The 18,794-nt window shown below is 66.7% G+C and carries 17 protein-coding genes and 1 tRNA gene; 14 read left to right on the forward strand and 4 right to left on the reverse strand.

Translation table 11 applies throughout. The features are described 5' to 3' along the window. Positions 1-56 precede the first annotated feature (56 nt). From F3087_RS36445 to F3087_RS36495, 11 genes are all read left to right on the forward strand, one after another. A complete protein-coding gene (locus F3087_RS36445) occupies positions 57-1,601 on the forward strand; it encodes an anthranilate synthase component I (RefSeq protein WP_150406660.1) in 1,545 nt (514 codons plus the stop codon). Beyond that, positions 1,598-2,380, forward strand: coding sequence for a TIGR02234 family membrane protein (locus F3087_RS36450; RefSeq protein WP_150406661.1), 783 nt, complete (start codon positions 1,598-1,600; stop codon positions 2,378-2,380). Before F3087_RS36445 ends, F3087_RS36450 begins: the two co-directional genes overlap by 4 nt. 183 nt (positions 2,381-2,563) lie before the next feature. Beyond that, on the forward strand, positions 2,564-3,382 hold the full coding sequence (trpC, locus tag F3087_RS36455; RefSeq protein ID WP_150406662.1) for an indole-3-glycerol phosphate synthase TrpC: 819 nt from the start codon (positions 2,564-2,566) through the stop codon (positions 3,380-3,382). Next, positions 3,379-4,641: a tryptophan synthase subunit beta gene (trpB, locus tag F3087_RS36460; RefSeq protein WP_150406663.1), complete on the forward strand. Its 1,263-nt coding sequence runs from the start codon at positions 3,379-3,381 to the stop codon at positions 4,639-4,641. Before trpC ends, trpB begins: the two co-directional genes overlap by 4 nt. A 70-nt stretch (positions 4,642-4,711) precedes the next feature. Next, entirely contained in the window at positions 4,712-5,512 is an 801-nt protein-coding gene (gene trpA, locus F3087_RS36465) for a tryptophan synthase subunit alpha (protein WP_150406664.1), read from the forward strand. Positions 5,513-5,585: 73 nt separating this feature from the next. Then, complete coding sequence (gene lgt, locus F3087_RS36470) at positions 5,586-6,755, forward strand: prolipoprotein diacylglyceryl transferase (RefSeq protein WP_150406665.1); 1,170 nt, start codon at positions 5,586-5,588, stop codon at positions 6,753-6,755. A gap of 246 nt (positions 6,756-7,001) precedes the next feature. Next, entirely contained in the window at positions 7,002-7,511 is a 510-nt protein-coding gene (locus F3087_RS36475; RefSeq protein ID WP_150406666.1) for a TM2 domain-containing protein, read from the forward strand. A 252-nt stretch (positions 7,512-7,763) separates the two neighbouring features. Beyond that, a complete protein-coding gene (locus tag F3087_RS36480; protein ID WP_191094318.1) occupies positions 7,764-8,519 on the forward strand; it encodes an amino acid ABC transporter substrate-binding protein in 756 nt (251 codons plus the stop codon). Between the two features lie 12 nt (positions 8,520-8,531). Beyond that, positions 8,532-9,200 (forward strand): amino acid ABC transporter permease, encoded by a 669-nt coding sequence (locus F3087_RS36485; RefSeq protein WP_150406667.1) that lies wholly within the window; start codon positions 8,532-8,534, stop codon positions 9,198-9,200. A gap of 326 nt (positions 9,201-9,526) precedes the next feature. Further along, entirely contained in the window at positions 9,527-10,945 is a 1,419-nt protein-coding gene (pyk, locus tag F3087_RS36490; protein ID WP_191094319.1) for a pyruvate kinase, read from the forward strand. Between the two features lie 95 nt (positions 10,946-11,040). Further along, positions 11,041-11,856, forward strand: coding sequence for an acyl-CoA thioesterase (locus F3087_RS36495; protein ID WP_223885618.1), 816 nt, complete (start codon positions 11,041-11,043; stop codon positions 11,854-11,856). Between the two features lie 73 nt (positions 11,857-11,929). Here the strand turns inward: F3087_RS36495 and F3087_RS36500 are convergent, their stop codons facing one another. From F3087_RS36500 to F3087_RS36515, 4 genes are all read right to left on the reverse strand, one after another. Further along, positions 11,930-12,343, reverse strand: a complete 414-nt coding sequence (locus tag F3087_RS36500; RefSeq protein WP_150406669.1) for a hypothetical protein — start codon at positions 12,341-12,343, stop codon at positions 11,930-11,932. Between the two features lie 131 nt (positions 12,344-12,474). After that, positions 12,475-13,095, reverse strand: a complete 621-nt coding sequence (locus F3087_RS36505) for an arsenate reductase/protein-tyrosine-phosphatase family protein (RefSeq protein WP_150406670.1) — start codon at positions 13,093-13,095, stop codon at positions 12,475-12,477. Positions 13,096-13,347: 252 nt separating this feature from the next. Continuing rightward, complete coding sequence (locus F3087_RS36510; protein WP_150406671.1) at positions 13,348-13,860, reverse strand: monooxygenase family protein; 513 nt, start codon at positions 13,858-13,860, stop codon at positions 13,348-13,350. 1,250 nt (positions 13,861-15,110) lie between these two features. Beyond that, a tRNA-Leu gene (locus tag F3087_RS36515) sits at positions 15,111-15,194 on the reverse strand. Between the two features lie 224 nt (positions 15,195-15,418). Between F3087_RS36515 and F3087_RS36520 the strand changes: the two genes are divergently transcribed. The 3 genes from F3087_RS36520 (at position 15,419) to F3087_RS36530 (ending at position 18,677) form a co-directional block, all read left to right on the forward strand. Continuing rightward, positions 15,419-16,036, forward strand: a complete 618-nt coding sequence (locus tag F3087_RS36520) for an ANTAR domain-containing response regulator (RefSeq protein WP_150406672.1) — start codon at positions 15,419-15,421, stop codon at positions 16,034-16,036. 287 nt (positions 16,037-16,323) lie between these two features. Further along, positions 16,324-17,526, forward strand: a complete 1,203-nt coding sequence (locus tag F3087_RS36525) for a branched-chain amino acid ABC transporter substrate-binding protein (RefSeq protein ID WP_150406673.1) — start codon at positions 16,324-16,326, stop codon at positions 17,524-17,526. Between the two features lie 113 nt (positions 17,527-17,639). Then, positions 17,640-18,677: a branched-chain amino acid ABC transporter permease gene (locus F3087_RS36530; protein ID WP_150406674.1), complete on the forward strand. Its 1,038-nt coding sequence runs from the start codon at positions 17,640-17,642 to the stop codon at positions 18,675-18,677. Positions 18,678-18,794: the final 117 nt, after the last annotated feature.

Genomic DNA, 18,794 nt, shown 5'->3' on the forward strand with positions numbered 1-18,794 from the left:
CGGCCCGCCCGGGGTGCGCCGCGTGAGGTGTCGGTGCCCCCTGGGATGATGTGACCATGCAAGGCGCGTCGACTCCCACCACCACGACCCGGGCCCAGTTCCATCTGCTGGCCGCGGAGCATCGAGTGGTCCCGGTGACCCGAAAGGTGTTGGCGGACTCCGAAACTCCGCTCTCCGCCTACCGCAAGCTGGCCGACGATCGGGCGGGCACGTTCCTGTTCGAGTCGGCGGAGAACGGACGATCGTGGTCGCGCTGGTCGTTCATCGGCGCTGGTAGTCCGTCCGCGTTGACCGTGGTCGACGGCGAGGCGGCCTGGCTGGGCAACATTCCGGTGGACGCGCCCGCGGGCGGCGATCCGCTGCTCGCGCTGCGCGAAACCCTCGAGCTGCTGAAGACCGAGCGGCTGCCCGGGCTGCCCCCGCTGACCGGCGGCATGGTCGGCTACCTCGGCTACGACGCGGTGCGCCGGATCGAGCGGCTGCCGAACCACGCCCACGACGATCTGCAACTGCCCGAAATGGTGCTGCTGCTCGCCACCGACCTGGCCGCGTTCGACCATCACGAGGGCGCGATCACGCTGATCGCCAACGCGGTCAACTGGAACGGCACCGCCGAGCGGGTGGACGAGGCCTACGACGACGCGGTCGCCCGGCTGGACCGGATGACCGAGGCGCTCGCCGCGCCGGCCGCGTCCACCGTGTCGGTCTTCGATCGGCCCGAGCCGGAGTTCCGCCGCCGCCGCACCACCGAGGAGTTCGGCGCGGGCGTGCGCCGCCTGGTCAAGGAGATCGAGGCGGGCGAGGCGTTCCAGGTGGTGCTCTCGCAGCGCTTCGAAATGGACTACGACGGTGCGCCGCTCGATCTCTATCGGATGCTGCGCGCGTCGAACCCGAGCCCGTACATGTACCTGCTGCACGTCCCGGACGGCGACGGCGGCACCGCGTTCTCCATCGTCGGCTCCAGCCCGGAATCGCTGGTCACGGTGAAAGACGGGGTCGCGACCACGCATCCGATCGCGGGCACCCGCTGGCGCGGGGCCACCGAAGAGGACGACCTGCTGCTGGAGAAGGGCCTGCTGGCCGACGAGAAGGAGAACGCCGAGCACCTGATGCTCGTCGACCTCGGCCGCAACGACCTCGGCCGGGTCTGCCAGCCGGGCACCGTGCGGGTCACCGAGTATCGGCACATCGAGCGCTACAGCCATGTGATGCACCTGGTTTCGACGGTGTCGGGCCGGCTCGCCGCGGGCAAGATCGCGCTCGACGCGGTGCGCGCCTGTTTCCCGGCGGGCACGCTGTCCGGTGCGCCGAAGGTGCGCGCGATGGAACTCATCGAGGAACTCGAGCCGACTCGGCGCGGCGTCTACGGCGGCGTCGTCGGCTATCTCGACTTCGCCGGTGACGCGGACACCGCGATCGCCATCCGCACCGCGCTGCTGAAAGACGGCACCGCCTACGTCCAGGCGGGCGCGGGCATCGTCGCCGATTCCGACGCCGAGTACGAGGACGTCGAAGCTCGCAATAAAGCGATGGCGGTGCTCAAGGCGGTCGCCGCGGCGAAGACGGTGCGCGCGTACGGCGCGAAGGGCGACGACGCATGACGGCAGGTTCCAGCGAAGGCGACCAAACTCCCGATCCCGACCTTGTCACCCCGGACACCGCAGGTGCTGAGCCGGCCGAACCCGCCGCGCGGCGTAAGTCTCCGGTCGGCGCGCTCGTCCTCCTGGCCGTCGCGGCCGCCGCGCTGTGGGCCTCCTCGCGAATGACCTGGGTGACGGTCGCGTCCACCGACGGCCTCACCGAACCCCGCACCGACCGGCTCAACGGCGGCGTCTGGTTCGGCGCGCTCACCCCGCTGGCCCTGGTGCTGCTGGCGTCCATTGCCGCCGTACTGGCCACGCGAGGCTGGTTGCGTCGCGTGCTGGGCGTGGTCATCGCGTTGATCGCCGCGGTCGCCGCGGTTCCGGCCTTCGCGTTGCTCACCAACTCCGGCAAGATCGCCGAACGCGCCGCCAAGCTGGCCGAACTCCCGGCCAGGGCACAGGTGGGGGAGGCGACGACCTCGATCTTCCCGGCCGTGCTCGCCCTGCTCGGCGCGCTCGCGGCCTTCGCGGCGGGCGGACTACTCGCCCGGATGCCGCAGGACACCGCCCGGATGTCCGGTAAATACGACAACCCGGTTTTCCGTCGCGCCGCGGCCACCGAAGAGGTGACCAAGCAGCGCAACGAGACCGGCGCCGAGCCCGGTTCGACCCAGCTCTCCGAACGTGTGCTCTGGGACGCCTTGGACGCGGGCACCGACCCGACCGAGGACGCCGTGAACACCGGTGGGCGGACCGGCGATCCGGACGCCGACGAGGCAGGCGGACGTGTCCGCTGAGCGATTCGGCCCTGGCAACTGTGGCGGTGCACACCTTGCGCACGGACTGGTTGCCTGGTCCACAACACGACCCGGCGCAAACGCGGCCGGTACGTCCATTTATTCTTGGTCAGCATCGGTGAGACAGCGCCTGGGGAAATTCTCAGGCAGCAAGTCCGTCTCCCCAGAAAGGATTCGAGCCAGATGACGGTACTCGACTCGATTCTCGACGGGGTCCGCGCGGATGTGGCCGCTCGGGAAGCCCTCCTCGATTTCCAGGCGATCAAAGCGGCCGCCAAGGCGGCGAACAGCCCCCTCGACGCGCGCGCGGCACTCCTCGAAGACGGCATCGGCGTCATCGCCGAGGTGAAGCGCGCCAGCCCGTCCAAGGGCGAACTCGCCGACATCCCCGACCCGGCCAGCCTGGCCAAGGCGTACGAGGACGGCGGCGCGCGGATCATCAGCGTGCTGACCGAAGGCCGCCGCTTCCACGGGTCCCTGGAGGACCTGGACGCGGTGCGCGCCACGGTGAACATCCCGATCCTGCGCAAGGACTTCGTCGTCGGGCCGTACCAGATCCACGAGGCCCGCGCGCACGGCGCCGACGTGATCCTGCTGATCGTCGCGGCGCTGGAGCAGGACGTGCTGTCCTCGCTCATCGACCGCACCGAATCGCTCGGCATGACCGCGCTCGTCGAGGTGCACACCGAGGAAGAGGCCGACCGCGCGCTCGAGGCCGGCGCCTCGGTGATCGGCGTGAACGCCCGCAACCTCAAGACGCTCGAGGTCGACCGGGACGTGTTCGCCCGGATCGCGCCCGGCCTGCCCACCGAGGTCATCCGGATCGCCGAATCCGGCATCCGCGGCACCGCCGATCTGCTGGCCTACGCGGGCGCGGGCGCGGACGCCGTGCTCGTCGGCGAAGGGCTGGTGACCAGCGGTGATCCGCGCGCGGCCGTGTCCGAGCTGGTGACCGCGGGCACCCACCCGTCCTGCCCGAAGCCGGCGCGGCGGGGCCGGTGACCGGAGTGACCGAACTACCCAAGGCCAGCGACGGCGTCGCCCACCGCAGCGCGCACGAGCCCGACACCGGCGGCCACTTCGGCGTCTACGGCGGCAGGCACGTCCCCGAGGCGCTGATGGCGGTCATCGAAGAGGTCACCGCGACCTACGAGAAGTCCCGGCTCGACCCGGACTTCCTGAACGAGCTGGACCGGTTGCAGCGCGACTACACCGGGCGTCCGTCGCCGGTGTTCGAATGCACCCGGCTCGCCGAGCACGCGGGCGGCGCGCGCATCCTGCTCAAGCGAGAAGACCTGAACCACACGGGTTCTCATAAGATCAACAACGTGCTCGGCCAAGCCCTGCTGGCCAAGCGCATGGGCAAGACCCGGGTCATCGCGGAAACCGGCGCGGGCCAGCACGGCGTCGCCACCGCCACCGCCTGCGCGCTGCTCGGCCTGGACTGCGTCATCTATATGGGCGCCGTCGACACCGCGCGGCAGGCGTTGAACGTGGCCCGGATGCGGCTGCTCGGCGCCGAGGTCATCTCGGTGACCACCGGCTCGCAGACGCTCAAGGACGCGATCAACGAGGCGCTGCGCGACTGGGTCAGCAACGCCGACGACACCTACTACTGCTTCGGCACCGCCGCGGGCCCGCACCCGTTCCCCATGCTGGTGCGCGACTTCCAGCGCGTCGTCGGCCTGGAGGCCAGGGTGCAGGTGCAGGAATCCACCGGCAGGCTGCCCGACGCGGTCGTCGCCTGCGTGGGCGGCGGCTCCAACGCCATCGGCATCTTCCATCCGTTTCTCGACGACACCGACGTCCGGCTGATCGGCTACGAGGCGGCCGGTGACGGCGTCGAAACCGGCAGGCACGCGGCCACTTTCACCGGCGGCACGCCCGGCGCGTTCCAGGGCGCCTACTCGTACCTGCTGCAGGACGAGGACGGCCAGACCATCGAGTCGCACTCGATCTCGGCCGGTCTGGACTACCCGGGCGTCGGCCCCGAGCACGCCTTCCTCAAGGACATCGGCCGCGCCGAGTACCGCCCGATCACCGACACCGAGGCGATGGACGCGCTGCTGCTGCTGTCCCGCACCGAGGGCATCATCCCGGCGATCGAGTCCGCGCACGCGGTAGCCGGGGCGCTGCAACTGGGCAAGGAACTCGGCCCGGGCTCGATCATTCTGGTGAACCTGTCCGGTCGCGGCGACAAGGACATGGATACGGCGGCGCGTTGGTTCGGGCTGATCGATGAAGGAGCAGTTCAGTCGTGAGGGAGCGCAGCGAGCGAACCATGGATACAGCGTCTATGACGTCGACTGCGGGCGTTAGCAAGGTGCAGTCGTGAGTCAGCAGTCTCGTCTTGCGAATACCTTTGCCGCTGCGCGTGGTGAAGGGCGTGCCGCGCTCATCGGCTACCTGCCCGCGGGTTACCCCGACCTGGCCGGTTCCATCGAGGTCGTCCGCGCGATGGTCGAATCCGGTTGCGACATCATCGAAGTCGGCGTCGCCTACTCCGATCCGGTGATGGACGGCCCGACCATTCAGGCCGCCGCCGATCAGGCGTTGCGCGGCGGCGTGCGGGTGCGCGACGTGTTCTCCGTCGTCGAGGCGATCACCTCGGCCGGCGGGCAGGCCGTGGTGATGAGCTACTGGAACCCGGTGCTGGCCTACGGCGTCGACCGTTTCGCGCGCGATCTGGCCGGGGCCGGCGGCGCGGGCATCATCACGCCGAACCTCATTCCGGAAGAGGCCGACGACTGGTTCGTCGCCTCGTCCACGCACAACCTCGACCGCATCTTCCTGGTCGCGCCGTCCTCCACCGAGGAGCGTCTGGTGAAGACCCTGGAGGCGTCGCGCGGATTCGTGTACGCGGCCTCGACCATGGGCGTGACTGGCGCTCGCGATGTGGTGTCGTCCGCGGCGCCCGCGCTGTGCGCGCGGATCCGGACGCACTCCGACATCCCGATCGGCGTCGGCCTCGGCGTCCGCTCGGGTGCGCAGGCGGCCGAAATCGCTTCCTACGCAGACGGAGTCATCGTCGGCTCGGCCTTGGTGACCGCCGCGGGCGAGAGCCTGGACGCGGTGCGCGCGCTGACCGCGGAGCTGGCCGAGGGCGTGCGTTCGGCGACCGTCGCGTCGTAGGTGCCGGGTCTGACGGCAGTCCCCACGGAGCGGTGGTTCCATCGCCGATGAGGTTCTCCGCTACGGTGGCCCCGTGACCTTACGAGTCCTGGCGTACATACCCAGCCCCCCGCAGGGCGTGTGGCACATCGGCCCATTCCCGCTGCGGGCCTACGCGCTGTGCATCATTCTCGGCATCATCGTCGCCATCTGGTGGGGTGAGCGCCGCTGGCGCGACCGCGGCGGACAGCAGGGCGCGATCCTGGACGTCGCGATGTTCGCGGTGCCGTTCGGCTTGGTCGGCGGCCGGCTCTATCACGTCGCCACCGACTGGCAGAAGTACTTCGGCCCGGACGGCGACCCCAAGGCCGCGCTGGAGATCTGGAACGGCGGCCTCGGCATCTGGGGCGCGGTGCTGCTCGGCGGCGTCGGCGCCTGGATCGGCTGCCGGGTGTATCGAATCCCGTTGCCCGCGTTGGGCGATGCGATCGCCCCGCCGATCCTGCTGGCCCAGGCCATCGGCCGGCTCGGCAACTACTTCAACCAGGAGCTCTACGGCCGCAAGACCGACCTGCCGTGGGGTCTGGAGATCTTCTTCCGCTACGACGACAACCTGAAGCCGGACGCGATGAACGGCGTCTCCAACGGCGTCGTGGACAAGGTCGTGCACCCGACGTTCCTGTACGAGCTGATCTGGAACGTGCTGATCGTGGTGCTGCTGGTGCAGCTGGACAAGCGCTACCGGATCGGGCACGGGCGCCTGTTCGCGCTCTACGTCGCGGGATACAGCTTCGGCCGTTTCTTCGTCGAGCTGATGCGTGACGACGAGGCGACCAAGATCGCCGGCATCCGGATCAACTCGTTCACCTCCGCGCTCGTATTCCTCGCGGCCATCGCCTATTTCGTGTTCGCGACCAAGGGGCGCGAGACCGCCGAGCAGTTGCAGCCGAGCAAGGAACAGCGCCCCTGGCCGTGGCAGATCGGCGCGGTGCGCGCGGCCAATGCGGCGGCCGTGGCGAATGCGACCTCGGACACGGTTGTGCTGGAACGGGATTCGGCCGCCGAAACCGACGGCGCGACCGCCACGGACACACTCGAGACCGACGAGTCCAGCGAAACGGACGCCGAGCCGGACCGGGACGCCGATTCCGCGACGGACTCCGACGCAGACAAGACCGCCGAAACCAGCACCGACCCGGGCACCGCGAGCACTACCGCGGTGACCAGCACGTCGGAGAAATCCACGGACTCCGACAAGTCCTGAATACAACGGTGCCGCCGCGGATTACGCGGCGGCACCGCTGTCTGTCCGGCCGGTTTGCTCCGAATTTCCCACCGCCGATAACAATGCCGCATCACCTGCGATAACCCCGGGGAATGCCGAACGCTACGGGGCGACAAAACGCAGCGCTCCGACCACAATGTCTCGTGATCGTCGCGAGCATCTCCCCGCTCGGCGGATCGATCAATGCCGGGCAGAGGGTGCCCAGCACGAATGAGGAGGACATTGGTGACCGACCCCTACCAGCAGAACAATCCGGGATTCGGCGGGCCGCAGTACGGTCCGCCCGGCACGGGGCCGGATCTGAACAAGCCGCAGGACACCGCGGCCATGCCGCAGCAGTTCGACTCGCAGCCCTACGCCCAGCCGTCGGACCCGTACGCCCAGCAGCCGCAGTACGGCCAGCCCAACCCCTACGGCCAGCAGCCCGGCGGCTACCCGCCGGCCGGCTTCGGCCCGCAGGGCTACAACCCGAACGATCCCGAAGCCCCCTGGGGCCGTGACCAGTTCGGTGCGCCGTTCTCGGACAAGCAGAAGCTGATCGCGGGTCTGCTGCAGATCTTCGTCGGCGCGTTCGGCGTCGGCCGTTTCTACACCGGCCATACCGGCATCGCCATCGCCCAGATCGCCGTCACCTGGCTGACGTGTGGCTTCGGCGTCGTCTGGCCGATCATCGACGGCGTCCTGATGCTGGTCGGCAAGGTGCCCGACAGCGAAGGCCGCCCGCTGCGCGACTGAGCACACCGATAGCCGACGGGCATCGCCGATCCGGCGGTGCCCGTTCCTCGTTCCGGCCGCGGTCGTGCCCGTCTCGGCGGCGACACAGCAGGTCAGAGCCCCGAGAAATGGGGGCGGCGCGCTCGAATTCGGCGAGTACAACCCTTTCGCGCACCATGATCGATATAGGGTCCATCGAATGAGTCCCGGCGTAGCATGAGCCGGATTTGCGTGTTGTGCGTGGGATGTCCGCGTACCGAAGAGAGGGAACCCGTGCGTCGCAAGCTGTTCGCCGCCGCCATGCTCGCCATCGTCGCCGCCACCGGGCTCACCGCCTGCGGGAGCAGCAGCGATCCGAACGTGTTGAAGGTCGGCACCGAAGGCACCTACTCCCCGTTCAGCTTCCAGGGTTCCGACGGCAAGATCACCGGTTACGACATCGAGGTGATCCAGGCCGTGGGCGACAAGCTCGGCAAGAAGGTCGAGTTCGTGCAGACCCCGTGGGACGCGATCTTCGCCGGCCTCGAGTCCAAGCGCTTCGACCTGGTCGCCAACCAGGTGACGATCAACGACGAGCGCAAGAACAAGTACGCGCTCTCCGCCCCGTACACCACCTCCGACGGCGTGATCGTCACCCGCGCCGACAACAACGCCATCACCACCCTCGCCGACCTCAAGGGCAAGACCTGCGCCCAGTCCGCGACCAGCAACTGGGGCAAGGTCGCCACCAACGCGGGCGCGAAGGTCGAGGCGGTGGAGGGCTTCGTGCAGGCCATCCAGCTGCTGAAGAACGGCCGCGTCGATGCCACGGTCAACGACACCCTGGCCGTCGCCGAATACACCAAGAAGACCGGCGACACCGGCGTGAAGGTCTCCGGCAAGACCGGCGAGACCAGCAAGCAGGCCTTCGCCGCCCGCAAGGACGACGCGCTGATCAAGGACGTGGACAAGGCGCTGACCGAACTGCGCGCCGACGGCACGCTGGCCAAGATCTCGGACAAGTACTTCGGCACCGACGTCAGCAAGTAGCCGACGCCCTCCATGGATGCCGCTACCAGGGAACTGATCTGGCACAACCTGTGGCCGATGCTGCAGGCCACGCTCAAAATGACCATCCCGCTCACCGCGGTGAGCTTCGTCATCGGCTTGGCGATCGCGCTGTTCGTCGCGCTGGCCCGGATGTCGCCGGTGTGGCCGCTGTCCGCGGCCGCCCGGTTCTACATCTCGATCATCCGCGGCACGCCGCTGCTGGTGCAGCTGTTCATCGTGTTCTACGCGCTGCCGCAGTTCGGGCTGGTGATCGACCCGTTCCCGGCGGCGGTGATCGCGTTCAGCCTCAATGTCGGTGGTTATGCCGCGGAGATCGTGCGCGCGTCCATTCTCAGCGTGGCCAAGGGACAGTGGGAGGCCTCGCAGGCCCTCGGCCTGACGTATCCGCAGATGATGCGGCTGATCATCCTGCCGCAGGGCTACCGCATCGCGGTGCCGCCGCTGTCGAACACGTTGATCTCGCTGGTGAAGGACACCTCGCTGGCCTCCACCATCCTGGTGACCGAACTGCTGCGCGTCGCGCAGCTGGCGGCCGCGCCGACGTTCGACTTCTTCGCGCTCTATGGCGTCGCGGCGGTCTACTACTGGGTGATCTGCCTGATCCTCGGCTTCGGTCAGACCAGATTGGAGACGCGTCTCGCGAGGCACGTGGCGACCTGACCGACCTTGCTCCCGCGAACCCCGGCTACCCCGAGATCGGTAGCCGGGGTTCTTGCGTACCGGGCCACCAATCCGCGCCGATCCATGACGCGGCAACATCTGAAACAGCGATGCTCCAGCTACTCACTTTTGCGCGATTCGGCACCGAAAATATCTACTAACGAGTAACATTCGATTGCCGTTGTTTCAAATAGATGGCGCTGGCCAGGGCTGTTGCGCAATGCGTAACGACTTGGAGGTTTCACCAAGTCGCGGTTCATTTTTTAACTCAGCTTTCACCTGGGGCACAGGCGGCCCCGGGCACTGGTCGGGACTAGGCTCTACCCGTGATGCGACGGACGAAGATTGTGTGCACGCTCGGCCCGGCTACTGCCTCCGAGGACCGTATCCGCGAACTCGTCGAGAGCGGCATGGACGTGGCTCGACTGAACTTCAGTCACGGCGAACACGCGGATCACGCAGAGAACTACAAGAAGGTGCGGGCCGCCTCCGATCACCTGGGCAGAGCGGTCGGCATTCTCGCCGACCTCCAGGGACCGAAGATCCGGCTCGGCCGATTCATCGAGGGTAAGACCGTCTGGGCGACGGGCGAAGAGGTCAGGATCACCGTCGACGAGGTCGACGGCACCCATGATCGAGTGTCGACCACCTACAAAGAACTCGCGCAGGACGCGAAGGCCGGCGACCGGCTGCTCGTCGACGACGGCAAGGTCGGGCTCACCGTCATCCGGGTGGACGGCAACGACGTCGTCTGCCGGGTGACCGAGGGTGGACCGGTCTCCAACAACAAGGGCGTTTCGCTGCCGGGCATGGACGTCTCGGTGCCCGCGCTGTCCGAAAAGGACATCGAGGACCTGGAATTCGCGCTGAACCTCGGCGTGGACTTCATCGCGCTGTCCTTCGTGCGATCCCCGTCCGATATCGAGCTCGTGCACGACATCATGGACAAGGTCAACCGCCGGGTGCCGGTGATCGCCAAGCTGGAGAAGCCGGAGGCGATCGACAACCTCGAAGCCATCGTGCTCGCGTTCGACGCGGTCATGGTCGCCCGCGGTGACCTCGGCGTCGAACTGCCGCTCGAGCAGGTCCCGATCGTGCAGAAGCGGGCCATCCAGATGGCTCGGGAGAACGCCAAGCCGGTGATCGTGGCGACCCAGATGCTGGAGTCGATGATCGAGAACTCGCGCCCGACCCGGGCCGAGGCCTCCGACGTGGCGAACGCGGTGCTCGACGGCGCCGACGCGGTGATGCTCTCCGGCGAGACCTCGGTCGGCGCCTGGCCGATCGAGACGGTGCGCACCATGGCGCGCATCGTGCACGCGGTGGAGACCGAATCGACCAGGGTGCCCCCGCTGACCCACGTGCCGCGGACCAAGCGCGGGGTCATCTCCTACGCCGCCCGCGACATCGGCGAGCGGCTCAACGCCAAGGCGCTGGTCGCGTTCACCCAGTCCGGTGACACCGTGCGCCGCCTGGCCCGGCTGCACACCCCGCTGCCGCTGCTGGCGTTCACCCCGCTGCCGGAGGTGCGCAGCCAGCTCGCGCTGACCTGGGGCACCGAGACCTTCATCGTGCCGATGGTGGACACCACCGACGCTATGATCCACCAGGTCGATGTAGCACTGCTGTCCATGGAGCGATACCAAAAGGGTGACCTCGTGGTAATCGTGGCCGGCTCCCCGCCGGGTACGGTCGGTTCCACCAACCTGATCCACGTGCATCGCATCGGTGAGGAGGATCATTAACTGTGAACAGCTCTCTTGGAGGGTCGGTCGTCGATTCGTCGGCGGCCGGGAAGTCTGATCTGGACGTTTTACTCGGTCTGCTCGACCTGCAGCAGATGGACGAGGACGTGTTCGTCGGGCAACATCCGGAGAAGGTGTGGAGTCGCACGTTCGGCGGCCAGCTGGTCGCCCAGGCGATCATCGCGGCGGGCCGTACGGTCGGTGACCGTCCGGTGCACGCGATCAACGCGCATTTCGTGCGCGGCGGCGATCCGAAGAAGCCGATCGAGTACCGGGTGGACCGGCACCGAGACGGCCGCGCGTTCGCCAACCGCACCGTCACCGCCCTCCAGGACGATCAAGAGCTGTTCGTGATGCTCGCGGCGTTCCAGGACTGGCACAAGGGCCTCGAGCACGGGCACCCGCTGCCCGACGTGCCGGACCCGGAGACCTTGCCGCGCATCGAGGAGAGCTTCGTCGGCTTGGAAGACAAGCTGGAGATGTTCATCAAGGCGCCGCACCCGATCGACATGCGCTACACCAACGACCCGGCCTGGATCATGAAGGGCACAGGGGAGCGGCTCAACCACAATCGGGTGTGGATGCGCACCGACGGGCGGCTGCCCGACAATCCGCTGCTGCACGTTGCGACGCTGGGTTATTCGTCCGACACCACGGTGCTGGACTCGATCATCACCACGCACGGGCTGTCCTGGGGGCTGGACCGGATCGTCGCGGCGACGGTGAACCATTCGATCTGGTTCCACCGGCCGTTCCGGTTCGACGAGTGGGCGCTCTACGCCACCGAGTCCCCGGTCGCCTCGGGCTCGCGTGGGCTGGCGACCGGTCGCTTCTTCTCCCGCTCCGGGGAGCTGCTCGCGACCACCGTGCAGGAGGGGCTGATTCGGCACTTCCCCGCGCGGGGCAAGTAACCGATCCGCTGAACTTCGCCGCATCCGCTTCCCGAGCAGTCGGGAAGCCGGTGCGGCGCAGTCGTTTCCGGGGTCAGATCCGTTCGCGCTCGACGTCGAGGTCCGCGCGCTGCCTGGCGCGGATCGAGAACGGGATGTTCTGGCCCGGCTCGGTGCGCGCGGCGCCGTAGATCCCGTGTAGCAGTTGCTGTTCCAGGCCGGCCATGTCCGCGTCGGTGAGCTCGGCAGGCGCGCCGACCAGGCTCAGCGCGATCTCGTAGGTGCCGCGTTCGCCCGGCTCGTCGCCGGGATGCTCCATCCGCCACTGGGTTTCGAGGGTGACGTGGGTCGGATCGTCGGTGTCCACCGGGAGCGTGAAGCGCCAGGCGAACACCTCGCGGTCCTGCAGGTGGTCGTCCACCACCTCGCGTACGGTCTCGACGACTCGTTCGAGGGTTTCCGGTGTCACATACACATGGAGCGAAACATCCGAAATGCGTTTCGGCATGTCTATTCCTGTCGTGTGTCGAACCAGCAACGGTGGAAGTTGGTGTCCGCGGGAGTGTAATACGTCCGGCCGGGAAATGGACATAGCAGCTCTGCATTGCTGTGTCGGAGAGCGGTATTTGGGTCGAAAGACTACCTGATGCGGTGCGCCGCCAGAAAGGATGCCAGCGGTGGGGAAGCCTCGCCGGGTTCGATGACCAGGCCGGGGCGTTCGTCCCGCACCGGCCGCGACTGCTCGTGCGGGGCCAGCGCGAGCAGCAGCGGCACCAGGGCCTCCGCGATCCGGTCGCCGACCTCGCAGTAGGCCTGCTCGGACAGCCCGACCGGGTCGGTGATGTTCTCCCGGCCGACGATCGACAGATCGTTGCGCGCCCGGTGCAGTTCGGCGATCGAGCGGGCCCCGGTCACATGCGCGATCCGGTGCGCTTCCAGGAGGGTGAAGGTGCGCGCCGCGACGCCGAAACCCATCTCGCTCACCGTGTCGCGGATCTGCTGGGTCATGGTCAGCACCAGATCGGCGCTGTCCACCATCTCGTCCTTGAGCCTGCGCGCCTTGAAGCCGCTCGCATCCGCACCGAGCCCCTCGATCGCCTGCGCGGCCAGCGGCTCGGCCGGGAAGCCCACCAGGGCACGGGTTCCGGCGCTCTCCGCGGTCAGGTTCGGCAGGGCGTGTTCGACCGCGAGGGCGCGGGTGAGGCGCTCGGCAATCACCGAACGGCAAACATTGCCGTTGCAGACGAACAGGACGTGCATAGGAATACGGTAAACGTTCGATAACGCCGCCGATGGCCGAAAACCTCCGAAACCCACGGTCTAGACCAATATTTCATCTACAGGTCAGATGCCGTACACGAATAGCGGCGCACATGAGGTGTGCGTCGCATTTGCCGTTGATCATGTTCGACTGTGTCCCTGTGCACTTACCCCGCCGCGCAATCATCGAAACGCAATGTTGTGATTGCCTTGTGATATGACTGTACAGCCGATCATGGGACGATCGGGTTGCTAGTCGAGTTCGCCACTGTAGTAAGTCTTTTCGTCCACCACCGGCGCCACCTTGGACGGCTGATCGTGCACCCGCCCCCGGGTGGAGAACATCCGCCCGCGCGAGGCGATCACCGGCGCGAACCGGGTCATCCCCGTCGTGGTGCCCATGTCGTCGTACATCGCGTCGATGCCGCCGCGCATGAAGTACGCCTCGTGCCAGAACCCGGTGCCGCCGGAGTCCCGCAGGAACTTCTGCCACCAATCCCGATGCGGCGCCGACCGGGTCCACGCCTCCAGGCTGTCCAGATCCCGCCAGTACTGCCGGGCTCCCCAGTGCGGCGGAAACAGCGACCAGATCACGTCCTCGTGCGACAGCAACCCGTCCGGCCGATCCTGGTGCGACCGATACAGTTTCGGCCCCAGCCCGAGCAGCCGCAGGATGCCGCGCGGCTTCCACACCCGCATCCCGAGATAGATGACAACAAGATCCGGATACGCACCCAGATCCACCGTGGCCCTGTTCACCCGCATCGCAACCTCCGCTGATTTGGGCGTTCTAGTTGCCCACCCTACGCGGGTGAATACGAGACGGATCGTCAAACAGTTCGATGAGTCGCACACGCCATTCACCGGTTGGCTGCCGACGCGGGGTAAGACCGCGAGGTGATCGGCTCGTCGTGTAACCGGCCCGACCCCGGCAGCCCGGTATCACCGGGGCTGTCGGCTGCGCTCGAGTCGTAGGAATCGATGGCCTCGGACGGGTGCACGAGGCCGTCGAAGGCACGCCTAGTCCGCGCGCAGCTCGGTGTACGTCGTGTTGGAGTTGTTGCCGGAGCCGCCGTATTCGTCAGAACACGTATCTGTGGTGCCGCATCGTCTTCGTTGCAGTGCGTAGTACGGACTGGCATCCCTTGCGCTGCGAGTCGCGCGGCAGTCCGTTATGGAACGTGGCAGCGGACTGTTTTGGAACCTGCGCCAGAAATGCGGAGCATTCGCCGAAAACCCCTGTGGTCCAACATTTTCAGTCGGTGCCGTGACATAGAGTGTTGGCACCTCCAACCGAGGGGCGGTGGACATGGTCCACACACCGCGCCCAGGATGGAGGTGATGGGGAATGGCGAAACATCGCCGGGCAAAGAGCGATGCCCCGGTCGACTACGGCATCTTGCTTGCAACAGCTGCCGTGGTCGCCGGGGCGCTCATGCTGGTCCGCTGGATGAGGGCTAGCTAAACCCATCAGGTGGGGCGTCGGTAGCAACGGCGTCCCACCGCCCAGCATCACTCATGTGACGCTCTGATACTACTCGACTGCGAACGAATCGGCGTGATTCGAACCAAAACGCGAGTCATCACCAGCTCGAACGCCGCAACCCGCCCGCGAAACGCTCACCGCCCCGGCAAGCCACCCGGAACCGTCACGGCCGCACGGGTTTTGACATCCGCACGCGTGTCAGTGCGGCGAGTCGGGGTGCGGGAGATCAGAAAGCGTGCGGGAAATCAGAAGATGCGCGGCATCCATTACAACGAGACAAGTTGGCGATCGGCTACAACCTGACCCCAACGAAGCGGCCAAACCACAATGCCCAAAGCCCTGCGGCTGACCGCAACACCCCCGCGACCGCTATACCCTCGCCCGCCAACATCCTCACGATCGCAACCACTGGAAGGGGGTTCGGGGGGCGAAGCCCCGCCGAGCGGGGCCCGGGGGTTGCACCCCCGGAAGAAATGACGAGACAACCCCCGTCCGCGCGTTCTGCGGACAGGGGTTGCCTATTGTCGAGTGCCGAGTGTGGGACTCGAACCCACACGTCCTTTCGGACAACGGTTTTTGAGACCGTCGCGTCTGCCAGTTCCGCCAACCCGGCGCACCGGGAGGAAATGATAGCGGGTGGGACGGGCTGGTACCTAACCGGTTGCCCGGTGACGCGCGGCCGGGCGGTTTGCCCTGGGTATATGCGTTCTATGCCGAAGTGAAAGGTACTCTTTACATCACTCGATAGCGCGGTGGTGAGGTCGATGGTCGACTTGTTGGACCAACGTCCACCCTTCGGCGTGTCGGGACAGGCATCTGAACCAGAGGGGTCTACCTATGAGCACAGCAGCAGGGGGCGCAAGCACTAAGCGCGACGCGGGGGCGAAGCGGGTTGTCGTCGCGGAGGATGAGGCGCTCATCCGCATGGACCTGGTCGAGATGCTGACCGAAGAGGGTTATCTGGTTGTGGGTGAGGCCGGCGACGGCCAGCAGGCGGTGGATCTGGCGGTGGAGCATCGCCCGGATCTGGTGATCATGGATGTGAAGATGCCGCGCCGGGACGGTATCGATGCGGCGGCCGAGATCGCGTCGAAACGGGTTGCGCCGGTGGTGATTCTGACTGCGTTCAGTCAGCGCGATCTGGTGGAGCGGGCCCGGGACGCGGGAGCGATGGCGTATCTGGTGAAGCCGTTCACCAAGTCGGATCTGGTGCCGGCGATCGAGCTGGCGGCGAGCCGTTTCCATGAGATCACCGCGCTGGAGGGCGAGGTGGCGAACCTGTCCGACCGGCTGGAGACGCGCAAGCTGGTGGAGCGGGCCAAGGGCGTGCTGATGCAGACGCAGGGGCTTTCCGAGCCGCAGGCTTTCAAGTGGATTCAGCGGACCGCGATGGATCGCCGGACTACGATGAAGGCCGTCGCCGAGGTCGTGCTGGAGAACTTGGCGCCCAAGTGAGCGGTCGGGTCCGCTGGGCGGACCCCTGTGGCAGGCACGGCGTGTCGAAGGACTGCGTCCGTCTGAGCTGATTAAGCGTGGATTTTACGCGGGTGAAACGCAATCGTGAACAAAAATTCGACACGATGTCGCGTTCATGATCCGAATGTGATGCGGAACTAACGTATGGACGCTAAGTTCTGACCGGGTCGACGTGGTCGGCCTCCTCGGTGATCCCGGGGGAGCACAGGACTTAGAGGTGAAACGTGCTTAGTTCGACATGGCACAGTCGTACGACGCGAGGTGTTTTGGCTATCGGCGCTGCCGCCGCGCTGGTGCTGACCGGATGCAGTGACAAATCGACCAGCACCGGCGGGACGGACACGTCCGGCACCAGCGGCGCGGCCGGGCTGTCCATCCAGCCGGTGGCGCAGGTAGACATCAACGGCAAAGAGGTGTCGAAGACGGACCCGGCCAAGGCCGCCGACCCTGCCGGTGACGGCAAGGCGACCTGCCCGGCCGGCACGACCATCGCCTTCGCCGGCGCGTTGACGGGCCCGAATGCCGCGCTCGGGATCAACATTCAGCTGGGCATCAAGCTGGCGCTCGACCAGCACAACAAGGCCAACGCGGGCTGCAAGATCGAACTGAAGTCGTTCGACACCGAGGGCGACCCGCAGAAGGCCACCCAGGTCATCCCGCAGGTGGTCAACGACAAGTCGATCATCGGCCTGATCGGCCCGGCGTTCTCCGGTGAGACCAAGGCGACCGGCAAGATCCTCAGCGACGCGGGCCTGGTCTCGGTGACCTCCTCGGCCACCAATGCCACGCTGACCCAGAACGGCTGGACCACCTTCTTCCGCGGCCTGGCCAACGATGACGTGCAGGGTCCGTCGGTGGCGAAGTACCTGACCGGCACCGCGGGCTACAAGAAGGTCTGCGTCGTCCAGGACAACAGCGACTACGGCACCGGCCTGGCGAAGAGCATCACCGATGGTCTCGGCGCCGCAGCCGACGCCGCCTGCTCGTCCAGCATCAAGACCGGTGACAAGGACTTCTCTGCCACGGTCACCAAGATTGCCTCGGCCAACGCCGACGCCGTCTTCTACGCCGGTTACTACGCCGAGGGTGCTCCGCTGGCCCAGCAGTTGAAGTCCGGTGGCTTCAAGGGCGTCTTCGTCGCCCCCGACGGCACCAACGATCCGCAGTTCCTGTCCCAGGCAGGCAGCGCGGCCAAGGGCGCGACGCTGACCTGCCCGTGTGGTCCGGCTCCGGAGAAGTTCGCCAAGGATTACCAGGCCTTCAACGGCCAGCCGTCCGGCGTGTACTCGGTGGAGGCCTACGACTTGGCCACGATCCTGGCCAAGGGCATCGACAGTGGCAAGGCCACTCGTCCGGACCTGCTCGCGTACGTGAAGTCCTACGACGGTGCCGGCCTCGCGCGTCAGTACAAGTGGAACGCCAACGGCGAACTGAGCAACGCGTTGATCTGGATCTACACGGTCAAGTAACCCACCCGAACGATCGCGCAGCACGTACCGGGGTTCGCGCGAATCCCAGTACGTGCTGCTGTGTCGTTAGGGGCGAATCTATGAGGGCGAATCGATGAGGGCGAATTAGCGAAATGACTTCAACGGCATTAACCGGCGCTGTACAACTCGCCGGCGGATCAATCGACTTCAACTATGAAGGAGTGATCCACGATTTCTGGCGACTGACCGTCGACGGATTGTCCTACGGTGCGATCTACGCGCTGGTTGCTGTGGGCTACACCCTGGTCTACGGCGTTTTGCGGCTGATCAATTTTGCCCATTCGGAAATATTCATGCTCGGCTTGTTCGGCCAGTATGTCGGGCTGATGTTGCTCGGGTTCTCGCCCAGCGGTGATGTCTACTCCCAGGGCATCATCCTCACCATTACCTATCTGGCGTTGGCCATGATCTTCGGCATGGCGGTATCCGGCGCCGCCGCGGTCGGATTGGAGCGCGTGGCCTATCGGCCGCTGCGCAGACGCGGCGCCAAACCACTGATCTTTCTCATCACCGCGATCGGCGCCTCGTTCGTGATCCAGGAGGTGGTGCACTTCGTGCTGCCGAAGATCTGGCCGAGCCTGGGCGGCACCAACGCGCAGAAGCCGATCATGCTGGTGGAGCCGACCAAGCAGTTCAACATCGGTGGCGCGGACATCACCAACGTGACGCTCGTGATCATCGGCGCCGCAGTCATTCTCGCGATCGCCACCGAACTGCTGATCAATCAGACCAAGTTCGGCCGCGGCATCCGGGCGGTCGCGCAGGATCCCGATACCGCGACGCTGATGGGCGTCTCGCGGGAGCGGATCATCATGCTCACCTTCCTCATCGGCGGCGTGCTCGCCGGTGCGGCCGCGCTGCTGTACGCGCTCAAGATCCCGAACGGGATCATCTACTCGGGCGGGTTCATCCTCGGCATCAAGGCGTTCAGCGCCGCGGTGCTCGGCGGCATCGGCAACCTGCGTGGCGCGCTGCTCGGTGGCCTGCTGCTCGGGCTGGCGGAGAACTACGGTCAGATCCTGTTCGGCACCGAATGGCGTGACGTGGTCGCGTTCGTGGTGCTCGTGCTGGTCCTGATGATCCGCCCGACCGGCATTCTCGGTGAGAGCCTCGGGAAGGCGCGAGCATGAGTGAGCGAAGCGAACGCCCAATGAACACAGCTGACCAGTCGGTCATGCCGGAGCCGAGCGCCAGCGAGGTGCAGGCATGAGTGACACGAAAACCGTTACCCCGCCGACCAAGCCGGA

Source organism: Nocardia colli (assembly GCF_008704205.1).
Classification (GTDB): domain Bacteria; phylum Actinomycetota; class Actinomycetes; order Mycobacteriales; family Mycobacteriaceae; genus Nocardia; species Nocardia colli.